Annotated in this window: 18 protein-coding genes and 1 pseudogene; 14 read left to right on the top strand and 5 right to left on the bottom strand. The window is 64.6% G+C overall.

Translation table 11 applies throughout. The features are described from left to right. Nucleotides 1–326: 326 nt before the first annotated feature. The 3 genes from Q0J54_RS10335 (at nt 327) to Q0J54_RS10325 (ending at nt 4,550) form a co-directional block, all read left to right on the top strand. Nucleotides 327–1,841, top strand: a complete 1,515-nt coding sequence (locus Q0J54_RS10335) for a proton-conducting transporter membrane subunit (RefSeq protein WP_296305420.1) — start codon at nt 327–329, stop codon at nt 1,839–1,841. Nucleotides 1,842–1,846: 5 nt separating this feature from the next. Beyond that, complete coding sequence (locus tag Q0J54_RS10330; protein ID WP_296305418.1) at nt 1,847–3,343, top strand: hydrogenase; 1,497 nt, start codon at nt 1,847–1,849, stop codon at nt 3,341–3,343. Between the two features lie 415 nt (nt 3,344–3,758). Continuing rightward, a complete protein-coding gene (locus tag Q0J54_RS10325) occupies nt 3,759–4,550 on the top strand; it encodes a 4Fe-4S dicluster domain-containing protein (RefSeq protein ID WP_296305416.1) in 792 nt (263 codons plus the stop codon). A 280-nt stretch (nt 4,551–4,830) separates the two neighbouring features. On the opposite strand, the gene Q0J54_RS10320 is transcribed toward Q0J54_RS10325, so the two are convergent. After that, a complete protein-coding gene (locus Q0J54_RS10320) occupies nt 4,831–5,337 on the bottom strand; it encodes a hypothetical protein (RefSeq protein ID WP_296305414.1) in 507 nt (168 codons plus the stop codon). Between the two features lie 222 nt (nt 5,338–5,559). Between Q0J54_RS10320 and Q0J54_RS10315 the strand changes: the two genes are divergently transcribed. The 6 genes from Q0J54_RS10315 to Q0J54_RS10290 all read left to right on the top strand — a co-directional run bounded on the left by Q0J54_RS10315 (nt 5,560) and on the right by Q0J54_RS10290 (nt 10,514). Continuing rightward, on the top strand, nt 5,560–6,012 hold the full coding sequence (locus Q0J54_RS10315) for a universal stress protein (protein WP_296305412.1): 453 nt from the start codon (nt 5,560–5,562) through the stop codon (nt 6,010–6,012). A gap of 75 nt (nt 6,013–6,087) precedes the next feature. After that, on the top strand, nt 6,088–7,221 hold the full coding sequence (gene hisC / locus Q0J54_RS10310; RefSeq protein WP_296305409.1) for a histidinol-phosphate transaminase: 1,134 nt from the start codon (nt 6,088–6,090) through the stop codon (nt 7,219–7,221). Then, nucleotides 7,218–7,928 (top strand): (d)CMP kinase, encoded by a 711-nt coding sequence (gene cmk / locus Q0J54_RS10305; RefSeq protein WP_296305407.1) that lies wholly within the window; start codon nt 7,218–7,220, stop codon nt 7,926–7,928. Before hisC ends, cmk begins: the two co-directional genes overlap by 4 nt. Before the next feature lie 149 nt (nt 7,929–8,077). Next, complete coding sequence (locus Q0J54_RS10300) at nt 8,078–8,476, top strand: hypothetical protein (RefSeq protein ID WP_296305405.1); 399 nt, start codon at nt 8,078–8,080, stop codon at nt 8,474–8,476. Between the two features lie 80 nt (nt 8,477–8,556). After that, nucleotides 8,557–9,120 (top strand): tetratricopeptide repeat protein, encoded by a 564-nt coding sequence (locus tag Q0J54_RS10295; protein ID WP_296305403.1) that lies wholly within the window; start codon nt 8,557–8,559, stop codon nt 9,118–9,120. Nucleotides 9,121–9,317: 197 nt separating this feature from the next. Next, nucleotides 9,318–10,514, top strand: a complete 1,197-nt coding sequence (locus Q0J54_RS10290; RefSeq protein ID WP_296305401.1) for an MFS transporter — start codon at nt 9,318–9,320, stop codon at nt 10,512–10,514. Nucleotides 10,515–10,971: 457 nt separating this feature from the next. On the opposite strand, the gene Q0J54_RS10285 is transcribed toward Q0J54_RS10290, so the two are convergent. Continuing rightward, on the bottom strand, nt 10,972–11,595 hold the full coding sequence (locus Q0J54_RS10285; protein ID WP_296305399.1) for a hypothetical protein: 624 nt from the start codon (nt 11,593–11,595) through the stop codon (nt 10,972–10,974). Between the two features lie 212 nt (nt 11,596–11,807). Between Q0J54_RS10285 and rfbF the strand changes: the two genes are divergently transcribed. The 5 genes and pseudogenes from rfbF (at nt 11,808) to Q0J54_RS12245 (ending at nt 15,175) form a co-directional block, all read left to right on the top strand. Beyond that, a complete protein-coding gene (rfbF, locus tag Q0J54_RS10280) occupies nt 11,808–12,572 on the top strand; it encodes a glucose-1-phosphate cytidylyltransferase (RefSeq protein WP_296305397.1) in 765 nt (254 codons plus the stop codon). Nucleotides 12,573–12,653: 81 nt separating this feature from the next. Beyond that, nucleotides 12,654–13,772 (top strand): CDP-glucose 4,6-dehydratase, encoded by a 1,119-nt coding sequence (rfbG, locus tag Q0J54_RS10275; RefSeq protein WP_296305394.1) that lies wholly within the window; start codon nt 12,654–12,656, stop codon nt 13,770–13,772. 7 nt (nt 13,773–13,779) lie between these two features. Then, nucleotides 13,780–14,325 carry a dTDP-4-dehydrorhamnose 3,5-epimerase gene (locus tag Q0J54_RS10270; protein WP_296305392.1) on the top strand — a complete coding sequence of 182 codons (546 nt, stop codon included), beginning with the start codon at nt 13,780–13,782 and terminating at the stop codon, nt 14,323–14,325. Between the two features lie 191 nt (nt 14,326–14,516). After that, nucleotides 14,517–14,636 (top strand): annotated as a pseudogene (locus Q0J54_RS12250) (hypothetical protein); the annotation flags it as partial. Between the two features lie 149 nt (nt 14,637–14,785). Next, nucleotides 14,786–15,175 carry an IS30 family transposase gene (locus tag Q0J54_RS12245; protein WP_367172242.1) on the top strand — a complete coding sequence of 130 codons (390 nt, stop codon included), beginning with the start codon at nt 14,786–14,788 and terminating at the stop codon, nt 15,173–15,175. Between the two features lie 66 nt (nt 15,176–15,241). Here the strand turns inward: Q0J54_RS12245 and Q0J54_RS10260 are convergent, their stop codons facing one another. The 3 genes from Q0J54_RS10260 to Q0J54_RS10250 all read right to left on the bottom strand — a co-directional run bounded on the left by Q0J54_RS10260 (nt 15,242) and on the right by Q0J54_RS10250 (nt 19,406). After that, nucleotides 15,242–16,885 (bottom strand): hypothetical protein, encoded by a 1,644-nt coding sequence (locus Q0J54_RS10260; protein WP_296305388.1) that lies wholly within the window; start codon nt 16,883–16,885, stop codon nt 15,242–15,244. Beyond that, a complete protein-coding gene (locus tag Q0J54_RS10255; protein WP_296305386.1) occupies nt 16,882–17,865 on the bottom strand; it encodes a lysylphosphatidylglycerol synthase transmembrane domain-containing protein in 984 nt (327 codons plus the stop codon). Before Q0J54_RS10255 ends, Q0J54_RS10260 begins: the two co-directional genes overlap by 4 nt. Nucleotides 17,866–17,969: 104 nt before the next feature. Beyond that, nucleotides 17,970–19,406, bottom strand: coding sequence for a glycosyltransferase (locus Q0J54_RS10250; RefSeq protein WP_296305384.1), 1,437 nt, complete (start codon nt 19,404–19,406; stop codon nt 17,970–17,972). Between the last annotated feature and the right edge of the window lie 177 nt (nt 19,407–19,583).

Raw genomic sequence — 19,583 nt, 5'->3', positions numbered from 1 at the left:
CAACATTCCGGGCAAACGTCATGTTGGCGGCCTGTCTGATTTGGCTGCAATAAACTTTTTAGAAACAGCCCCTAGGGCGTGTCAACGCAAATTGTACAAACAATTTCAATGAAGAAAACAAATACGCTATACACGCTCCGCTTGCCGGCGGCGGCGGGCTTGCCTCGTGTTCCTGACGCTTCCCCCGCTAAAAGCGCGCTGGGGAAGGGATGGGGGGCCTGGGGGGAAGGGTCCCCCCTCCAGCGCCGGCGGAGGGCTTTTCCTTCCCCCCCAAAAACACCGTGCATTGCGTCAACAGGCCCTGGTGCCGCCGGACGGAGATCGACATGCTAGAGGTCCTCTTTCTTTTTCCGCTGTGCGCGGGCCTGCTGACCCTGCTGCTGCCGTCCCGCACCGTGCGGCGCGGTCTGCTCCTGCTGGTGGCCGTCACGCACCTTGTCCTGAGCCTGCTTACCCTGCTGGCCGTGGGACGCGGGCAGACGCCCTCCGCCTTCTTCGGCCTGCTGGCCCCGGATGCCGTGGGCGTGCTCTTCCTGGCGCTGGCCAGTACGCTGTTCTGCGCGGCAAGCTGGTACGGCGTGGGCTATCTGCGCGACGAGGCCCGGCAGGGGGAACGCACGGCCCTTCAGGACGGCCGGCCCTTCACCAATGCCCCGGAACGGCGCTTCACGGCCTGCCTCTGCTTCTTTCTGGCGGCCATGACGCTCGTAACCACCACCCGCCATCTGGGCGCGCTCTGGATGGGCATAGAAGGCACGACCCTGGCCAGCGCGCCGCTCATCTACTTCCACCGGCATCAGCAGTCGCTGGAAGCCACCTGGAAATATCTCATCATCTGTTCCGTGGGCATCGCGCTGGCCCTGATCGGCAATCTGCTGCTCTCCATCGGCTTTTACCGGCCCGGCCTCGTCATGGAGGAAGGCCTCGACCAGGTGGGCATCTTCGTGGACATGGCGCGGCAGGTACGGGCAAGCGGCTTCTACGGCGTGCAGTCCCCCTGGCTCCAGGCGGCCTTCATCTTCCTGCTGGTGGGCTACGGCACGAAAATGGGCCTCGCGCCCCTGCACAACTGGCTCCCGGACGCTCACAGCCAGGCCCCGTCCCTCGTGTCCGGCCTGCTGTCCGGGGCCCTGCTCAACTGCGCCCTGCTGGGCATCCTGCGCGGCCATCAGATCATGCTGGCGGCCGGGCTGGGCGATTTCAGCGGCGGGCTGCTGGTCTTCTTCGGCATCGTCTCCCTGTTCACGGCGGCGGTCTTCATCGTGGGGCAGGGACATTACAAGCGCCTGCTGGCCTATTCCAGCGTGGAGCACATGGGCATCCTTGCCCTGGGCATCGGACTGGGCGGCTCGGCGGTCTTCGGGGCCATGTTCCATGCGGTGGGGCATTCGCTGACCAAGTGCATGCTCTTCCTGCTGGCCGGCAACATCCTGACCCGCTATCACACGCTGTCCAGCTACGACGTACGCGGCCTGCGCTGGACCATGCCCATGACCGGCGCGCTCTGGACGGCGGGCTTCCTGGCCATCGTGGGATCGCCGCCGTTCGGCCTGTTCGTCAGCGAGTTCCTCATCCTCAAGGGCATTCTCAGCCAGGGACGCTGGCTGGTGGCCACCTGCTATCTGCTGGCGCTGGCCGTTATCTTCGTGGGAATGTCCATCCCGGTGCTGCGCATGGTGCAGGGCACACGCCCGCGCGACATGCAGCGCGCCGAGCCGGAAAGCGCGTGCAGCGTGCTGCCGCCGCTCTGCCTCGGGGCGCTGGTGCTCTGCCTCGGCGTCCATACCCCGGCCTGGCTTGAAAACATCCTGCGCCGCGCGGCCGCGCTCATAGGAGGCTAGACGACATGGTCCTTGACTACGAGCAATCCGTTGCCCTGGCCGACGTGCCCGTCCTGTCCGCGGAGGATCTGCGACGCGAAGTGCTGGAAGAGGTACGGGACGGCGGACGGCTGCTGGCCCTGTTCGGCCTGCCCGACGGCGACGGGGCCGGGCTTTGCGCGCTCATCGCCCACAGCGGCGACCGCTTCCTGCGGGTGATGCGCACCGCTCCCCTGACGCAGTACGCCGCCCTGACGCCTGACTGCCCGCAGGCGCACCTTTTCGAACGCGAACTCTGGGAACAATGGGCCATCCGCCCGGAAGGGCATCCCTGGCTCAAGCCCGTGCGCTTCGTGCCGCACGGCTGCCTGACCGCCACGCCCGGCGAGCGGCCCGGCCCGGCCCAGCTCACCCATTACCGCGTGGACGGCGAGGAAGTGCACGAGGTGGCCGTGGGCCCGGTGCATGCCGGGGTCATCGAGCCCGGGCATTTCCGCTTCCAGTGCTACGGCGAAAATGTCCTGCATCTGGAGATCAGCCTCGGTTTCCAGCACCGGGACGTGGAACGCCGCCTGTCGGGCGGCCCGCATCCGGCGCATGCGCGCCTCATGGAATGCGTGGCCGGAGACACCAGCATAGGGCACGCCACGGCCTACGCCACCCTGCTGGAACGGCTGGCGGGCGTCATTGTGCCGGAACGCGCCAACCGGCTGCGGCGTCTGGGGCTGGAGCTGGAACGACTGGCCAACCATACCGGCGATCTGGGGGCCATTGCCGGGGATACGGGCTTTCTGCCCACGTCGGCCTGGAATGGCCGCATCCGCGGGGATTTCCTCAATCTGACGGCGGAGGTCTGCGGCAACCGCTTCGGGCGCGGCTGGGTCTGCCCCGGCGGCGTGATGGTGGACGTGGACGCCGAATTGTGCGCCCGCCTCTTCGATCGCCTGCGCCATTGCTGGCGGGACGTGCGGGAAGCGGTGAAAGTCATGTTCGCCTCGGCCAGCGTCCTGGACAGGCTCGAGGAGACCGGCGAGGTCACCGCCGCCACGGCCCGCGAGCTGGGCCTTGTGGGCGTGGCGGCGCGAGCCTGCGGCCTTGCCCGCGACGCGCGCTTCGACACGCCCCTGTCCTGCCTGCCGCTCTGCGAGACGCAGGCGCGGGTGGAAAAGGGCGGCGACGTGCTTGCCCGCGCCCGCGTGCGCAGCCGGGAACTGGCCGATTCGGTGGATCTGGCCTGCACGGACATTCAGGCGCTCTCCCATTCCGAGGGCGCCATCTGCCTGCCGCTGCCGGACCGCCTGCCCGCCGGACGGCTGGCCGTGGCCCAGGTGGAAGGCTGGCGCGGCGAGATCTGCCATGTGGGGATCACCGATGCCCGGGGACGGCTGGCCTGCTGCAAAATCTACGATCCCTCGTTCCATAACTGGGCCGGACTGGAAGCGGCCCTGCGCGGCCAGCAGATCTCGGACTTCCCCCTGTGCAACAAGAGTTTCAACCTCTCCTACTGCGGCCATGACCTGTAGGAGCTGTCAGGGGGGGATGCAGGCTATTTGGGGGGAAGGGGAACCCCGCGCTCTGCTGTCGATGCCCGTAAGGCTCCTTTGTCGCGTCGGGCATATTACCATAACTGTTGCAACTAGTTTACTAAAATAAGAAAAGTCATCCGTGCAAACACCCCTTGCCCTTGGGACGGGCTTACCTCGCTCTCTGTGTCATTCCCTGATAAAAGCGCGCTGGGGAAGGGATGGGGGGCTTGGGGGGCAGGGGAACCCCTCCCGCGCCGGCGGAGGGGTTCCCCTGCCCCCCAAACAAGCAGCGGATAGTGTCAACAGGCCCTAAAGAGAAAAAAGCCGCCCCGGCAGTCCCGCAAGGGGAATGGGGCTCCGCCGTTTTTTTCCAACATCTTTCAACCCTCACGCTTTTCAAGGCGGTACGCCAATGCTGCATATCATCAGGGAACGCCTGCACCAGAAATACCGCACGCTGGACTATCCCCGTGTACAGCCGGGGCTGTCCGCGCGCTATCCGGGACGCCCGGAGATCCTTGCCGTGGCCTGCGGCGACTGCCGCGCCTGCGCGGAGACCTGCCCCGCCGGGGCCATTCGCCTGCTCTCGCCGGACGCTCCCGGCCCCGGCGGCGCGGACAGCGGCCCGGCGCTGGACATGGGGCGCTGTCTTTTCTGCGGGGCCTGTGCGCGGGCCTGTCCGAAAGGTGGCATCCGCTTCACCGGCGATCATCATCTGGCGACCTTCTGCCGGGAAGATCTCATCCTGACGCGCGTATCGCGCCCGCTGACGCCGCCGCGCCGCTCCGGCCGTCTTTTTTCCCGCTCGCTCAAGCTGCGCCAGGTCAGCGCCGGCGGCTGCAATGCCTGTGAGGCGGACATCAACGTCCTGGGGACCCTCGTCTATGACCTCGGCAAGTTCGGCATCGACATGGTGGCTTCCCCCCGCCATGCCGACGGCCTTGCCGTGACCGGCCCGGTGAGCCGCAACATGCGGGAGGCTCTGCTGGCGACCCATGCCGCCGTCCCCCAGCCCCGTCTTGTGATCGCCGTGGGCAGCTGCGCCATTTCCGGCGGCCTGTTCCGGGACAGCCCGGAGTGCGGCCACGGTCTGGAAGATCTCCTGCCCGTGGATGTCTTCGTGCCGGGCTGTCCGCCCCACCCGTGGAGCATCCTTGACGGCCTGCTGCGGGCCCGGACGGATACGGCCAGCTGGGACGCCTGAGACCGCGCAGCCTGTCGGGAGACTGACGCCCATCCGGGCCGTGCCGGAGACCATCCCCCACCTCAACCGGACATGGCGTCAGATGAACGACAGCCGGAAAACGGCATATGGACGCAAAAAGGCTGCGGAGTCATCCTCCGCAGCCTTTTTGTCTGGTGAAAACCTGTCAAGGCGTTCTGAAAAACGTTCTCCCCCACGTTCGTTCCGGGAACATCCCGCCGGGCGGCATCCTGCTTACGGAGATCCGCCGCCGGGGCTTTCCCGACAGAGAGCGCCTTGCCTAAACGAGGTAATCGCCCCGGTTGAACTTGATCTTTTCCGTGGTGGTCAGGATCTCCAGCTCATTGAGCAGGGAATCGAAGCCGGGATTCTGGCCGCGCAGGCTCGACGTGCCCTCGCGCAGGTTGGAGACCGTGCTGTCTATGCCTTCAAGCAGGGCATAGGCATCCCGCAGGGAGGTTTCGGCCCGGGAGGAGCCGAGGGCCTGCGTGTAGGAGTCCCAGAGATCCAGCGCGCCGGACGCCTGGGAAAAAGCTTCCTCAAAAACGGCTTCATCCGGGGTCAGGGCGGAAGATTCTTCCGTACCCCCCAGCAGCATCCGGCTGATGAGGCCGGCACGACCGGCCCCGGGCATGGGGGGCATGGCCGCGGCGACCGTGGCTTCGCTCGAGCCCAGCTCCTGGGCCAGAGCCGCTTCGAATGCGCTATTGTCACCGCCTGTGCGGCGGGTCGCCGTCTGTTCCTGCTGTTGCAGCAGGGATTCTATCGCTTGGCTGTTCACCTTCATGTTCGCCTCCAGGGTTGGCGTTCGACAGGATACCTGCAATAATCGTTCCAGGAAAAAAGCGGCGTTTTTTTCCCGGTGGCCTGCCGCCAAACGGCGGGACTTGTCTAACGCCGGAAAAGATTCTACTATAAAACCTCAAGAAGATGAAGCCGTCACGGTCGGTTCCGGCACGGCCGGGAGGGCTCTCCCACGAAAGCGCCGGAAAGGGCACTGGAGCATACCATGAAGGAAATCAAGAAGATCCTCTGCGCTGTCGACCTCTCCGATCACAGCAAGTCCGTGGCCGAATACGCCACCATGCTTGCCAAGGGGCTCGGCGCCAGCATCATCGTCGTGTACACGGCCCCCTCGCTGAGTCAGTATGTGGGCTTCCATGTGCCGCCGAACACCATCGAGAATTTCGTGGGCGAGATCGTTTCCGGGGCCGAAAAGTCCATGGAAGCCTTTGTGGCGGAAAACTTCGCCGGCGTGGAAGCCAAGGGGCATGTGCTCATCGGCTACGCCGCCGAAGAGATCCTCAGCCGCGCCGAAGAGGAAAAGGTCGACCTCATCGTCATGGGCACGCACGGCCGCAAGGGCATCGACCGCATCCTCTTCGGCTCCGTGGCCGAAAAGGTGGTCAAGAACGCCACCATGCCGGTGCTGACCATCCGTCCGACCGACGAGGAAGAATAAGCCTTGTCTTCACGGGCGCGGCCGCAAGGTCGCGCCCTTTTTTTGTTCCCTCTCTCCGGCTGCATGGGAGCCACGATGTATACATCCCCCGTACGAGAGGCCATCCTTGGCCTGAAAGCCTATGTCCCCGGCACGTCCATTGCCGAAATCAAGGAAAAATACGGTCTGACGCAGGTCATCAAAATGGCCAGCAACGAAAATCCGCTGGGGACCTCCCCGCTGGTCTGCGAGGCCGTGCAGCGCGCCGCCGCGTTGAGCTTCCGTTATCCGCAGGGCGGCAATCCGCGTCTGACGGCGGCCCTGGGCCGCCGGCACGGGGCGGCCCCGGAACGCATCGTGGTCGGCAATGGTTCGGATGAAGTCATCGACCTGCTGCTGCGCGTGCTGCTCGTACCGGGCAGGCATTCGCTGGTCTGCTTCTCGCCGTGCTTCTCCATCTACCCCATACAGGGGCAGATCTGCGGGGTCGAGGTGCGCCGCCAGCCGCTGCGCGAAGATTTCAGCTTCGACTTCGAGGCCCTTCTCGCTCTCGTGGACGACAGCACCCGTCTGGTTTTCGTGACCACGCCGGACAATCCGTCCGGCTACTGCCCCCCGCGTGCCGACGTGGAACGTCTGGCCGCCGAACTGGCCCGGCGCGCCCCGGACTGCCTGCTGGTGGTGGACGAGGCCTACATGGATTTCGTGGGCGAGAGCGAGGCGGACGAACGTCAGTCCTCCCTGCTGGCCGGAGGCTGCCTGCCGGACAATGTCGCCGTCCTGCGCACCTTTTCCAAAAGCTGGGGACTGGCCGGGCTGCGGCTGGGCTATGCCGTGCTGCCGGAAGCGCTGGCCCAGTACTGCTGGCGGGCGCGGCTGCCCTTTTCCGTCAACCTGCTTGCCGAGGAGGCCGGACTGGCCGCCCTTGAGGACACGGCCTTTCGCGAAGCCACCCTGCGCACCGTGCGCGAAGGCCGCCGGCAGCTCAGCCGGGAACTGACCGCCGCAGGCTGCACCGTCTGGCCCAGCGCCGCCAACTTCGTCATGTTCCGCCTGCCGGAGGGCGCGGATGCCGCGGCCTGCGTGGACCATCTGCTGCGCGGCGGCCTGATCATCCGGTCGCTCAACAGCTACGACCTGCCGCGACATCTGCGCGTCAGCGTCGGCACACCGGAAGAAAATGCCCGCTTCCTTGCTCTGCTGCATGCCTTTCTGGAGGCTGGCCGATGACCTCCGCCCCGCTGCCCGTGGTGACGCTGGACGGGCCGGCCGGCGTCGGCAAAACGACGCTGGCCCGGCGCATGGCCGAAAGCCTCGGCATCGCCTTTCTGGATACCGGGGCCATGTTCCGCTGTCTGGCCCTGCGGCTGGGGGCCGGAGCCGATGCCTGGGAAGAGGAACGGCTGAAAGACGCCTGCGCCGCGCATACCTTTTCGCTGGAAGGCAACGGCGCCGGCACGCGCATCTGTTGCAACGGCGTGCCAGTGCGCGGCGAGATCCGTACCGAGGAGGTCGGCATGCTGGCCGCCCGCCTGGGACAGGTGCCACTGGTGCGCGCCTGTCTGTGCGCGGCCCAGCGCCGGCTGGCCGAACAGCGCCCGCTGGTGGTGGAGGGACGCGACATGGGCACGGAGGTCTTTCCCACGGCCCGCTTCAAATTCTTTCTGGACGCCACGCCCGAAGTGCGGGCACTGCGCCGCCTGCGGGATCTGGAGGCGCGCGGGCAGGCCGCTGATCTGGCCGTACTGACCGAACAGATCCGCAAGCGGGATGCCATGGACCGCAACCGTCCCATAGCGCCGCTGCGTGCCGCGCAGGACGCCGTGGTGGTCGATACGTCCGCGCTGGATATCGAAGGCGTGCTGGGCGCGCTGCTGCATGTGATCAGCGTGCATGGCGGCGCGGCCCTGCTGCATGGCGGCCGCGGCGACGGGTAACGCCCGTCGTGGGCGGATGTGCCCGAGAGAGACGGAAGGGGAGCGGCGGTCCGGCCGAAGCTCCCCTTTTTTGTCCTGTCCTCCGGCGGGACGGCGGCGCGCTGTCCGCTGCTTTTCCAGCCGGCATGGGCCCGCCGGAGCCTGTCACCATGCACTTTGCGCCGATCGCAAAAAGGCATGCCAGCGCGATGCCCGCACATGCTCACGGGACCCATGCCGTTGTGGGTGTCTGGCTTTGTGAGCTCGCTACAGCGTTTGCGCTGGCAGGTTCTGTCGGCGCAGGGACCTTGCGGGTGTCGGCAGCAGCGCAGGCGTTTTTCCTCCTCCCCCAATACCGGCACAGCGCATCCGCTCGCCCTGCGGAAAAACAGCGGAACTATTCTTCTTTTTTGAAAAAAATCAGCATGTTCCACCAGGAAAAACTTTCCCGGCGGCAAAAACTTCCCGGCGTAACAGGACGGCAAGACCGGCATGTGTCAAAAAAATGGACGGCAGTTTTTTCCGTAAAAATGACTGTTCTCTTCAGTCCCCCCGGAATAGCGGGATAATTTTTTTTTGGCACGCGACGTGCAATTAAGGGGCGTTCGCAACGCATCAGCCGCAACAAGCCTTTCAGGATGAGGAGCACATGGAAAATCAGCTTGATTACGAGATCAACAAGGAACTGGGCGAATGTTACCTGTTCATGGGCAACTATGATGAAGCGGAAAAATACTATCGCAAGGCGTTGACCGAGAATCCGCAGATCTCCGCCCCGTTCATGGGTCTGGCGACCATCGCCGTACAGCGCGGCGAGCTGGACAATGCCCTGGTGCTCTACAAGAAAGCGGCCTCCGTCGAGCCGGACAGCAAGGCCTATTGCGGCATGGGCCTCGTGCTCATGGAACAGGGCAAGGCGCAGGAAGCCTTTGATGCCTTCGCCAAGTCTTTGGACATGGCCGCCGACAGCATCGTGGCGCTGAACGGCATGGTGCGTACGGCCTATGCCGCCGGCTGCGTGGAAAGGGCCATCCCCTATCTGCAAGCCGCCATCGAGGCCGACATGCAGACCGAAGCCATGCGCGTGACGCTGGCGGGCTGCTTCATTTCCCTCGAGCGTGCGGATGAAGCGCGTGCGCTCCTGCAAAAAGTGCTGACCGACAATCCTGAACACGAGAGCGCCCGCGCCCTTCTTGAGACACTGAGCGCCTAGCATCCCTGTGATGCCGGACGCCGGACATACTCCCCTCCCCACACGATTTCCCGGCCTTTGGATTGGCTGAAGGCCGGGAAATCTCTTTTTTTTTTCGGCAGGCGATCTTCCGCGTCCGATCCGGGGCATCGCCGCCCCCGCCGGCGCGCAACACGCCGGGTCCCCTGCCCGACTTCGCACCGCGCAAAGGAGCTTCCATGCCCCGCAAAGTCTTTGCCCTGGGCAACCGCTGGCTCATCGTCTACCTGGCTTTTCTCAGCGCCTTTGCGCCCCTTTCCACGGACATGTATCTCCCGGCCCTGCCCAGACTGGCGGAATCGCTGCGGACGACGGACGCCCTGTCCAGCCTGAGCATCAGTTGCTTCCTCCTGCTGTTCGCCCTTTCCATGCTGTTCTGGGGACCTTACAGCGACAAGGCCGGACGGCGGCCGGTGCTCCTGCTCGGCGCCGCGCTTTACATCGTCTCCAGCGTAGGCATCGTGCTGTCGCCCGGCATCGAGGTCCTGCTGTTCTGGCGAGGCGTGCAGGCCGTGGGCAGCGGCGGCATCAGCGCCATGTCGCTGGCCATCGTCAAGGACGTACTGCGCGGACAGGTCATGGCGCGGGTCATCACCTGGATCCAGACCATCACCATCCTTGCGCCCATGCTGGCCCCGGTCATCGGCGGACTGCTGCTGAGCTTCACCTCCTGGCGCGGCATCTTCGTCTGTCTGACCTTCTGCGGTCTGCTGGCCGGCGGCGGAGCGCTGCTGCTGCGGGAAACCCTCACCGTACGGACGGAAGGAGGCTTCGGCCGGATGATGGGCCGCATCGGCTATGTGCTGCGCCAGCGCGGTTTTCGTAGCCTGCTGCTGATCTTTTCCGCCGTCTGCATGCCCTTCATGGCCTTTCTGGCGGTCTCTTCCTACATCTATCAGGGCTTGTTCGGCCTCTCGCCGCAGAGCTACAGCCTCTTTTTCGCCATCAATGCCGGCATGAGCCTGCTGGGCCCCCTGTGCTACGGACGCTGGTTCGCCGCCTGGCCGCTGCGGCGCTTCTTTGCCGTCTTTCTGGGCATCATCGCCCTTTCGGGGCTGGGCATCTTGTGCATGGGGCGCTGGCATCCCGTCATCTTCGCGCTCTGGTGCGCGCCCATCAGCTTCTGTTCCAGCGCCACCCGGCCGCCCTCCACGGTGCTCATGCTCAGCCAGCTCTCCACGGATACCGGCACCATGACGGCACTCATCAACAGCGGCGGTCTGCTGTTCGGCAGCGCTTCCATGTTCCTTTGCGGTCTCTCCATCTGGCCGGACGGGGTGGCGGCCATGGGCGGCATGGCCTGCCTTGCCGGGCTGGGCACACTTTTCGGCTGGCTCCGGGTGGACGGGCGCGGCCATTACCGCAAGGCCGCCTGACGGCGCCGCCCTCCCAGCACATCATACAGATACCGTCCCTCATGGACACATCAGCCGGACAGCATTCCCCTGCCCGGCTGATATGCTTTCCGGGGAACACGGAGACGGACGCCGCAGCCGTCGTATCCGCGCCTGCTTCCCGCCGCACAGCCCGTTCGCGCGGGTCTCCGCCATGAGAGAGGCCGCACGGGCCGCCTTCCTCGTGGCAAAACGGACAGCGGACGGACATGCCCCGCCACGACAAATCCGCCTCCCTGCCCCCCATGCCCTGCGCGCCGCCACGCCGCCGTACGGGAGAGCATCGTGCCACAAAAAAGCGTGCCGGCCATGTGACCGACACGCCGTGCTTTATGCGCGAAACCCCGGAGGAAAGCCTCCGCCGCTCCCCGGCGGCATGCTGCCGGAACCACGGCCGGCCTTCCGCCATCGGACCGTCGTCACGGGTCGCTCCCGGCGTCTAAATATCCACCGGCGCGGGCTTGTCCCGCCCGGCCGGCTGCTCCCTGCCGGCGGGAGCGGCCGTGCCCAGCGCGTACTTGCGGGCCGTATCTTCCATGACGGCCTGCCCCACCACCTGCCAGCTCTCGCCCCGCTTTTGCAGGGCCAGCCAGGAGGTCATGCCCGCCGGCGTGGTGACGGAGGCCACGGCCGCCGTCTCGTTGAGCTTCACCACCTTTGCCTTCCTGAGAGACTCAGGTACCCACGGGCAGTCCGGCGTCGTGGCCTGACGACAGTCGGCCATGAGTTCGCCCGTGCTGACGCCACGCTGGAAGTGCTGGCGCAAGTCGTTCTCCACATCCACGATGCTGTTGAGCATCTTGTCCACGCCGCCGATGCCGAACCGGCGACCCAGCGTGTCCAGCATGTTCAGGCCCCGGCTCTCCTGCGTCATATTGCTGATCTCGTTATCGGCAAAACGTTTCAGATCCATATTGGCCATGAAGGCGGCGCTGTCGTTGGCGCTCAGGGCATCGGCCATTTCGCCGAGCGTCTTTTCCGGGCCGGAGGTCATGCAGGCGGTCAGCAGCACGGCGCTCAGCACCGGGATCAGCATCCCGGCGGGACGGTGGAAGAAGGACATGGTGCTCTCCTTGGGTATGCCGTCCCTCCGCATGAGGGACGGTCTCGTCTCTTCTCGATTAGCACAGGCGGCGGGGATTGCAAAGCCTGACAAGGGGTTCCTGCCGGGGGGCTGTGCGGGCGGGGCTTTTTTTCCCCGCCGCTCTCTGCTACAAGGGGGGATGCCGACAGCCCGCCTGTCGCGGGCATGGGACGGCACACAACGGAGGCACAATGAAAGTCATCATTATGTGCGGCGGCAAGGGAACGCGTCTGCGCGAGGAAACGGCCATCAAACCCAAGCCCATGGTGGAGATCGGCGGACGCCCGGTGCTCTGGCACATCATGTCCATCTATGCCCGCTTCGGCTACAAGGACTTCATCCTGCCGCTCGGCTACAAGGGCGAGGTCATCAAACAGTATTTCCATGATTACAATATCCGTAACACGGATTTCACCGTGGACCTCAAAAACGGCGACATCACGGCCCATCCCACCGAGATCGTGGACTGGCGCGTGACCCTCTGCGACACCGGACAGGAGACCCTCAAGGGCGGCCGGCTCAAACGTGTGGCCCGTCATATCGATACGGACCGCTTCATGGTGACCTATGGGGACGGCGTGGCGGACATCGATCTTGACAAGCTCGTGGAATTCCACAAAAAATCCGGCACTATCGGCACGTTCACCGGCGTGCGCATGCCCTCCCGCTTCGGTACGGTGCGTACGGACGCCAACGGCAAGATCCTCTCCTGGGAGGAAAAGCCCGTCCTGGACGAGTACATCAACTGCGGCTTCTTCGTCTTCAAACGGGAGTTCCTCGACTATCTCAGCGAAGACGAATCCTGCGATCTGGAAAAGGAACCGCTGCAGCGTCTGGCCGCCGAAGGACAGCTCTCCATGTATCCGCATCCCGGACAGTGGCAGTGCATGGATACCCTGCGGGATTCCCTCAAGCTGAACGAACTCTGGGATTCGGGCAAGGCCTTCTGGATCTAGCCGGCTTTTCCCGGACATTTTCCGGCCTGCCGCGTGGCCATCATGCGCGGCAGGCCGTCGCGCACAGCGCAAAGGATCGACATGTTTGCCAATTGCTACAAGGGCCGTCGTGTCTTCATTACCGGTCATACCGGCTTCAAGGGCTCGTGGCTGGCCGCCTGGCTGGTGAGCCTCGGCGCGGAAGTGGCGGGTTTTGCCGACAGCGTGCCCACCACGCCTTCCCATTTTGAGGCCGCCGGCCTTGGCGATCACCTGCGGGATTATCGCGGCGACATCCGCGATCGGGACGCCGTGTGCCGTGCCCTGCGGGAATTCCGGCCAGAGGTGGTCTTCCATCTGGCGGCCCAGCCGCTGGTACGCCTCTCCTACGACAAGCCCGCCCTGACCTTTGAAGCCAACATGATGGGCACGCTCAACATGCTGGAAGGGCTGCGGCAATGTCCCTCCGTGGCCGCCGCGGTCTTCATCACCTCGGACAAGTGCTACCGCAACGACGAATGGGTCTGGGGCTACCGCGAGACCGACCATCTCGGCGGGGCCGACCCCTACTCGGCCTCCAAGGGCTGCGCGGAGATCATCGCCCACTCCTACTTCCAGAGCTTTTTCGGCAGCGACGGCCCGGCCTGCGTCACCACGCGGGCAGGCAACGTCATCGGCGGCGGGGACTGGGCGCTGGACCGCATCGTGCCGGACTGCGCGCGCGCCTGGGCCGACGGCCGGGCCGTACGCATCCGCAGCCCCTGGGCCACCCGCCCCTGGCAACTCGTGCTGGAACCGCTTTCCGGCTATCTGTGGCTGGGCGCACATCTGCTGGGCCTGCGCGAGGGCCCCTTTGCCGTGCGCGGACAGGCCTACAACTTCGGCCCGGCGGCGGACGTCAACAATACGGTGGCCGAGGTGGTGACGGCGCTGGCGACCCACTGGCCCGGCTTTGTAAGCGAGACGGACCCGCAGGCGCAGGCGGGCGTCAAGGAATGCACCCTGCTCAAACTCTGCTGCGACAAGGCCCTTGCCCATCTGGGCTGGAAGGCGACCCTCGATTTTGAGGAGACCATCCGCTTCACCGCCGAATGGTATCATCGCTTCTACCGCGGCGAAGGCGGCAAGCAGGCCGGCGCGTCCCTGCTGGACTTCAGCCTCGGGCAGATCGCCGCCTACTGCAATGCCGCCGAACAGCGTCAGCAACTCTGGGTACGGTAGGACGGCCATGCCCCCGGTCATCACGCTTTCCACCTCGGCGCCGGCCGACGACACCCCGCGCGGCACGGGCATCGACGGCGCCTGGCTGCTGCCGTTGCGCCTCATCCCCACCGAGGGCGGCGCCGTACTGCACATGCTCAAGCCGACGGCCCCCCTGCGCCCCGGTTGCCCCTGCCCGGACGCGCCGGCAGCGGACGGCCGCCTGCACCTGGGGGAAGTCTACTTCTCCGAAGTGCTGCCCGGACACGTCAGGGGCTGGAAACGCCACACCCGCCAGACACAGCACTTTGCCGTGCCCAGCGGACGCATGGCCCTTGTGCTCTATGACGACCGGCCCCAGTCGCCGACACAGAGCGTCCTTTGCCGGCTGGAGCTGGGCAGGCCCGACGCCTATGCCCTGCTGCGCATCCCCACGGGCGTCTGGTACGCCTTTGCCGCCGTGGGCGACAAGCCCGCCCTGCTCTGCAACGGGGCGGACATCCCCCACGACCCCGATGAAGGCGAAAGCCTTCCCCTGGACAGCCCGCGCATCCCCTACAGCTGGGATCGCTGAATATCGTCCTGAGAGAGGGAGCTCGGCTTTTGTTTTCGGGGAAGGGCCCCTTTGTGGCAGAGTGTCAATTGAAAGGTAACAGAGGGCTTGCCGGCAGATTGTAAATTGAAAGTTAACAGAGGGCTTGCCAAAAAAAGAACGCCCCATGACAGTTGTTTTACAGACAAACACCTCAACAACGAGGAACTGTCATGGGGCAAAAACACCTTACCCAAACTCACGGAGAAATCATGGAGCGGCTTCCGGGGGAAAAATCCCTCAGGAGCATTGCCGATCTCCTCGGCTACAGCCCAGCGGCCATTTCAAGGGAAGTCCGGCGAAACGCCAATAAAAACGGCAGGTATGCTGCACAGGCCGCTCAAAGGCGGGCCGACTGGCGTGCCTCAAAAGATAAGAACGCGGGAAAGCGGACGGCTTTTCTTGCCGCATTACAGCTGTCGAACGCAAGAGCGGTTTTCTCATGGCGACGTACAGCGCGGATCGCTCAAGCGCCGTTGTCGCGGCAGGGATCAAACAGCTTTTTTCACGAGTTCTCGCCTGGTTTTTCAAAAGTATTACCTATGACCAGGGCAGGGAATTTTTCAATTACAAGCGGACAGACCACCATTTTGGTACGGCAAGCTCTTTCCGCCACGCCGGATGCCCCGGAGAACGGGGGCTCAATGAGCAGACAAACGGCCTGCTCCGGCAATTTTTCCCCCGCACGCGAAACTTCAGGGGCCTTGGGGAGCACGGGACAGCGCGGGCGGTGGCCTTCATAACCCACCGCCCGCGCAAGAAGTCCGGTGACAGGACAACTGTGGAAAAAATGAGGGAGGACGGGGTCTTCCTTGTGTCAACTTTCGTTTGACAATCTGCCCAAAACGATCCCCCTCTCCCCCACGCAACAACCGCCATTTCCTGAAAGATCACAGCGTCATTTTTTGTGGGTGTTCCTGACGAGCAGGTAGCGGGCGTTCTCCCAGACGACGGGGCCCACTTCCGTCTCCAGCAGCGCCCTGTCCTGCGGGCGCTCGCTCAGCAGATAGTCCGGCGCGGTGGAGAGGCCCGCGGCGATGTAGGCCGTCGGCGAGGACTTGAGCGCGGCCTCGATGCGTTCCCATTCATGCAGCGGGGCGATCCCCTTGGCGTAATAGAGCAGACAGGCGTCCTTCCAGCCGTAGGTGAGGGGGCGCAGCGCATTATAGCGGATGGCCTGATCCTCGCCCGGGAAAAAGATGCTTTCCCCGGGCCGGGTATGCTCATCCAGCGCGCGGATCATCTCCGCCCGCCGCAGCAGGGGGCCGTACGCCGCTTCGTAGCGTGCGTCGTCAAGCCGGTTCCAGTACCAGGCAAGGGCGCTGCGCGCCATATCCTGCTGTCCGCCGCAGAAAAAGCCGATGACGAGCCCGAGGCAGAACAGGCAGGCCGCCGTCCGCTGCCAGAACGGCCGTTCCGTCTGCGCGGCCACCCGCCGCCACAGGATATTGGCCCCCAGGAAGATCAGGCACATGGCGAAGAAAGGCAAAAAGCGATGGACGCGCACGAGGTCGAACTCGATGTGCATGCGGCCCAGGGCATGGCTGATCACCTGATCCAGCACGAAGAGCAGGATGACCACATACACGCCCGCTACCCAGAGCCAGATATGCTTGCCGAACAGCTTTTCCTGCGGCGTGCCGTGGCGGAAGATCATCCAGGTGCCCCAGAGGGCCAGCGGGATGACCGGCAACAGCGTGTACTGTCGGAGGAACTTGCCCATACCGTACAGATATTCGGCGTATTCGATGTCGAAGCGCGTCCGCAGGATGTGGTCCATGAAGGCCACATCGTCCGGGCCGAGCTTCACGCCCGAGGCGTGCAGGTACACCAGCGCATAGGGCGTCATGGTCGCCAGGAAGCAGAGGCCGCAGAGCAGCAGCCGGCCGGCATGGCGCGTCCATGTGCTGCCGGCCGGGCGACTGGCGGCAAAGCCCAGCCAGAGCCCCGCCGCCACCGGCAGGGCGCTGATGGAATGCACATAGACGAGCCCCCCCAGCGCGGCCATGAAGAGCGGCCACCAGCGCGGCTTTTCCAGGATACGGAAGTACAGGCAGAGAAAAAGCGCGTACAGGGCGTTGAACAGGCTGCGCGGCGTATAGTCGATGTAGCCTGCCCCCCAGTAGGTCCCCCAGGGCGTCCAGAAGCACAAGCCCATGAGCACGGTGAAGATGAGCGCTTTCCAGCGTTGTCGGAAAAAGAGGATGCCCAGCAGATAGAAGGCGAGATAGTGCAGGAAGACGCTTGCCCCGGTCACCTGCAGATAGGCTGTGCCGTAGTTGTCGTCATCGTCGGCCAGCCAGTTCACCAGCTGCACGAGCGGCGTCACATGGGTCATGTACTGGCTTTCCTCGCCGTAGACGAAATCGTGCGTAAAGCTTTCGGGATGACCGTAGGCAGCGGCGATGGAGGCGTACATGGCCGAGTCGGTGGAAAGGAAGACGCCGTCGATGGAAGCGCCCATCCTGCCGTAATGCAGGAGCACGGCAAACAGCACCATGCCCGCAACGGCCGCCAGATCCCAACGTGTCGTCCCGCTCATCTGCCCTCCTCACCGACAGGCTGGGACTTCCCTTTCCAGAAACCGCGGCTGCCGTTCAGCACAACCGCCGCGAGTGCGGCGGGAAGAAAATGCAGGGCATGGGTGTACAGCGCGATCCCCAGCGCGGCGCTCTGCTCCACGCCGAACCAGGAGAGACTGAGCACCATAGCCCCCTCGAACACCCCCAGCCCTCCCGGTGATGAGGGAATGGCCATGCCCAGACAGGTCACGGCAAAGACCGTCAGCATCTGCACGCCGTCGAGCGGCAGGCCCGCCACCAGGCGGAGCGAGACGGCAAAGCTGGCGAAATAACAGCTCCAGATGCAGAGAGAAAGCAGGAACCCGCCCAGCATCCGCGAAAGGCGCATCCTGTCGATGATCTGTGCGTGCAGGCGGGAACAGAGGGTCGCCACCCGCCCCGGGAAGAAGCGGGCATAGGCCGCGTGGAACCAGGCCGACCAGCAGCGCAGGCCAGCGAACAGACAGACGCCGCCCAGCGCGAGCAGCAGCGGCAGGAGCAGCCGCTGTTCCGTGCCGAGCAGCGTGTAGGCCAGCAGGGCCACACAGAGCAGCGAAACGACATCCAGCAGCCGTTCCCAGAGAATGATGGCGCTGATGTCGAGCAGCGGCGTGCCGGTCTTGCGGGACAGGTAAAAGACCTTCATGGCGTCGCCGGCCTTGGCGGGCAGGATATTGTTGTACCCCACGCAGAGCAGCACGGCCTTGCAACTCAGGAGATATGCCGTGCCGCCGGCAAGCAGCCTGTGCAGGCGCAGGCCCATACAGGCATAATCCAGCGCTACCGCGCAGAGGGAAAGGCCCACGGCCCAGAGCGCATAACCGCGGACCGCCGCCCAGAGCAGCGGCAGATCCACCCCGGCAAGGGCGTAGATCAGCGCGGCCGCGCTGATGGAGACCTGGAGCAGGAACAGCAGGCCTCGGCGAGAAAGAAGACCTCCCGGTTCGCGTGTCGCGTGCATGAATTCTCCCGTCATCGCCTGCGCCGGCCCTCACCGGCCGGGACAGCCCTGTCCCGCTGCGGGAGGCCTGTGACGTGGCGGCACGCTCCCCGGCGGCCGCTTTTTCAGCGCTGTGCGCGGCGCAGAACGCTTTCCGTGCCGGGCGTATGCCGCACCTCGAGCAGCACCTGATAGGCGAACAGGCCCGGCATCACTCTGGCCAGCAGCCGGTTGACGCTTATGAGCCAGCGGGACAGCCGGTTATTGCCCAGGGCTCGCGGATAGGGCGCCGCCATGATCTGTTTGCGGACGACGCGAAACCCGGCATAGCGCATGACCCTGGCCAGTGAGGCGATGGTGAACAGGCGCTTGTGCGACAGGGCCAGGATGCCGCGCCGTCCGTAGTTGAACTGGCCGAAAAGCAGCATGAGGCGCGTGATGAAAAAGCCCACGTTGGCACTGCCCGCGATGCAGATCGCCCCCGGATTGTCCGTCAGCCGTTCCCGCAGCCGGGCGAGGAACTCTTCCGCGGAATCGCGCTGCTCCAGCACGTCCAGGGCGACCACATAGTCGAGCTTGTCCCACGGCGCATCGGGCAGCTCCCTGTCCAGGTCCACATCGGGGGGACAGCTGATGACCGTGCAACCCTTCTCCCGTTGCAGATGGGTCGACAGTTCCTCATCCGCGCATCCCAGATCGAGCACCAGACTGCCGGGCCGGATGGCGTCGGCCACGGCCTTGCCCGTCGAAGGGAAGGAAAAGGTGCTCACCTTGCGGGCGATCTCCGTCTGCGGAAAGAAAAATTTGGGATCGTAGAAAAGACCCATGCGGATGAGACGTCCCTTGAGGCTGGTCAACATGACGTCCCAGGCATAGCGCAGACCGTTCACATGACAGACTTCGTCGCCGTAAAAGGTCGGGATGGGCAATTCCACGATGGTCCCGCCGGAAAACACCACCTGCATGATGATCTCGGTGTCGAAGTCGAAATCATTGGTATTGAGTTCCAGCGGCAGGGCGCTCAATGTCTCCACCCGGTAGAGGCGATAGCCGGTATGGAATTCGGAAAGATGCGTGCCGAGCAACCGGTTTTGCAGGGTCGTCAGCACCATGTTCCCCACGAACTTGTACCGGGGCATGCCCCCCTTGAGCGCATCACGCTTGTGCAGCATACGCGAACCAAAGACAGCGTCTACCCGCTGATCGCGGCGGGTAAACGGTTCCACCAGCCGCGGCAGACATTCGGGCGCATACTGACCGTCGCCATGTACCATGGCCACCACGTCGAAGCCATGTTCAGCCGCATAGCGGTAGCCGACCTTCTGATTGCCGCCGTAGCCCTGGTTCACCGGATTACGCAACGCCTCCCCGGGACACCAGAAGCCGGCAAGGCGCTCGCGAGCGCGCTCCAGGGTGGTGTCGTGGCTGCAATCGTCCAGCACGAGCACATGCACCTCGCATGACTGCTCCAGCTCGCGCGGGATGCGATCCAGGACGTCCACGATGGTCTTTTCCGCATTGTAGGCAAGCACAAGGACAAGAAGACGAAGTTTTTCCGACATGACAAGGACTCCATCGACAGCGCGCCGCAGCCCGGCCCCGGATGGCGTCGGCCACGGCCCCGCGTTCGCCGCTCCGAACGCTGTCCGGTTAGACAATTTATGGCAGATTGTCAAACGAAAGTTGACACAAAGAAGACCCCGTCTTCCCTCATTTTTTCCACAGTTGTCTTGTAACCG

Source organism: uncultured Desulfovibrio sp., assembly GCF_944324935.1.
Classification (GTDB): domain Bacteria; phylum Desulfobacterota; class Desulfovibrionia; order Desulfovibrionales; family Desulfovibrionaceae; genus Desulfovibrio.
This window is presented reverse-complemented; position numbering and strand designations above follow the sequence as displayed.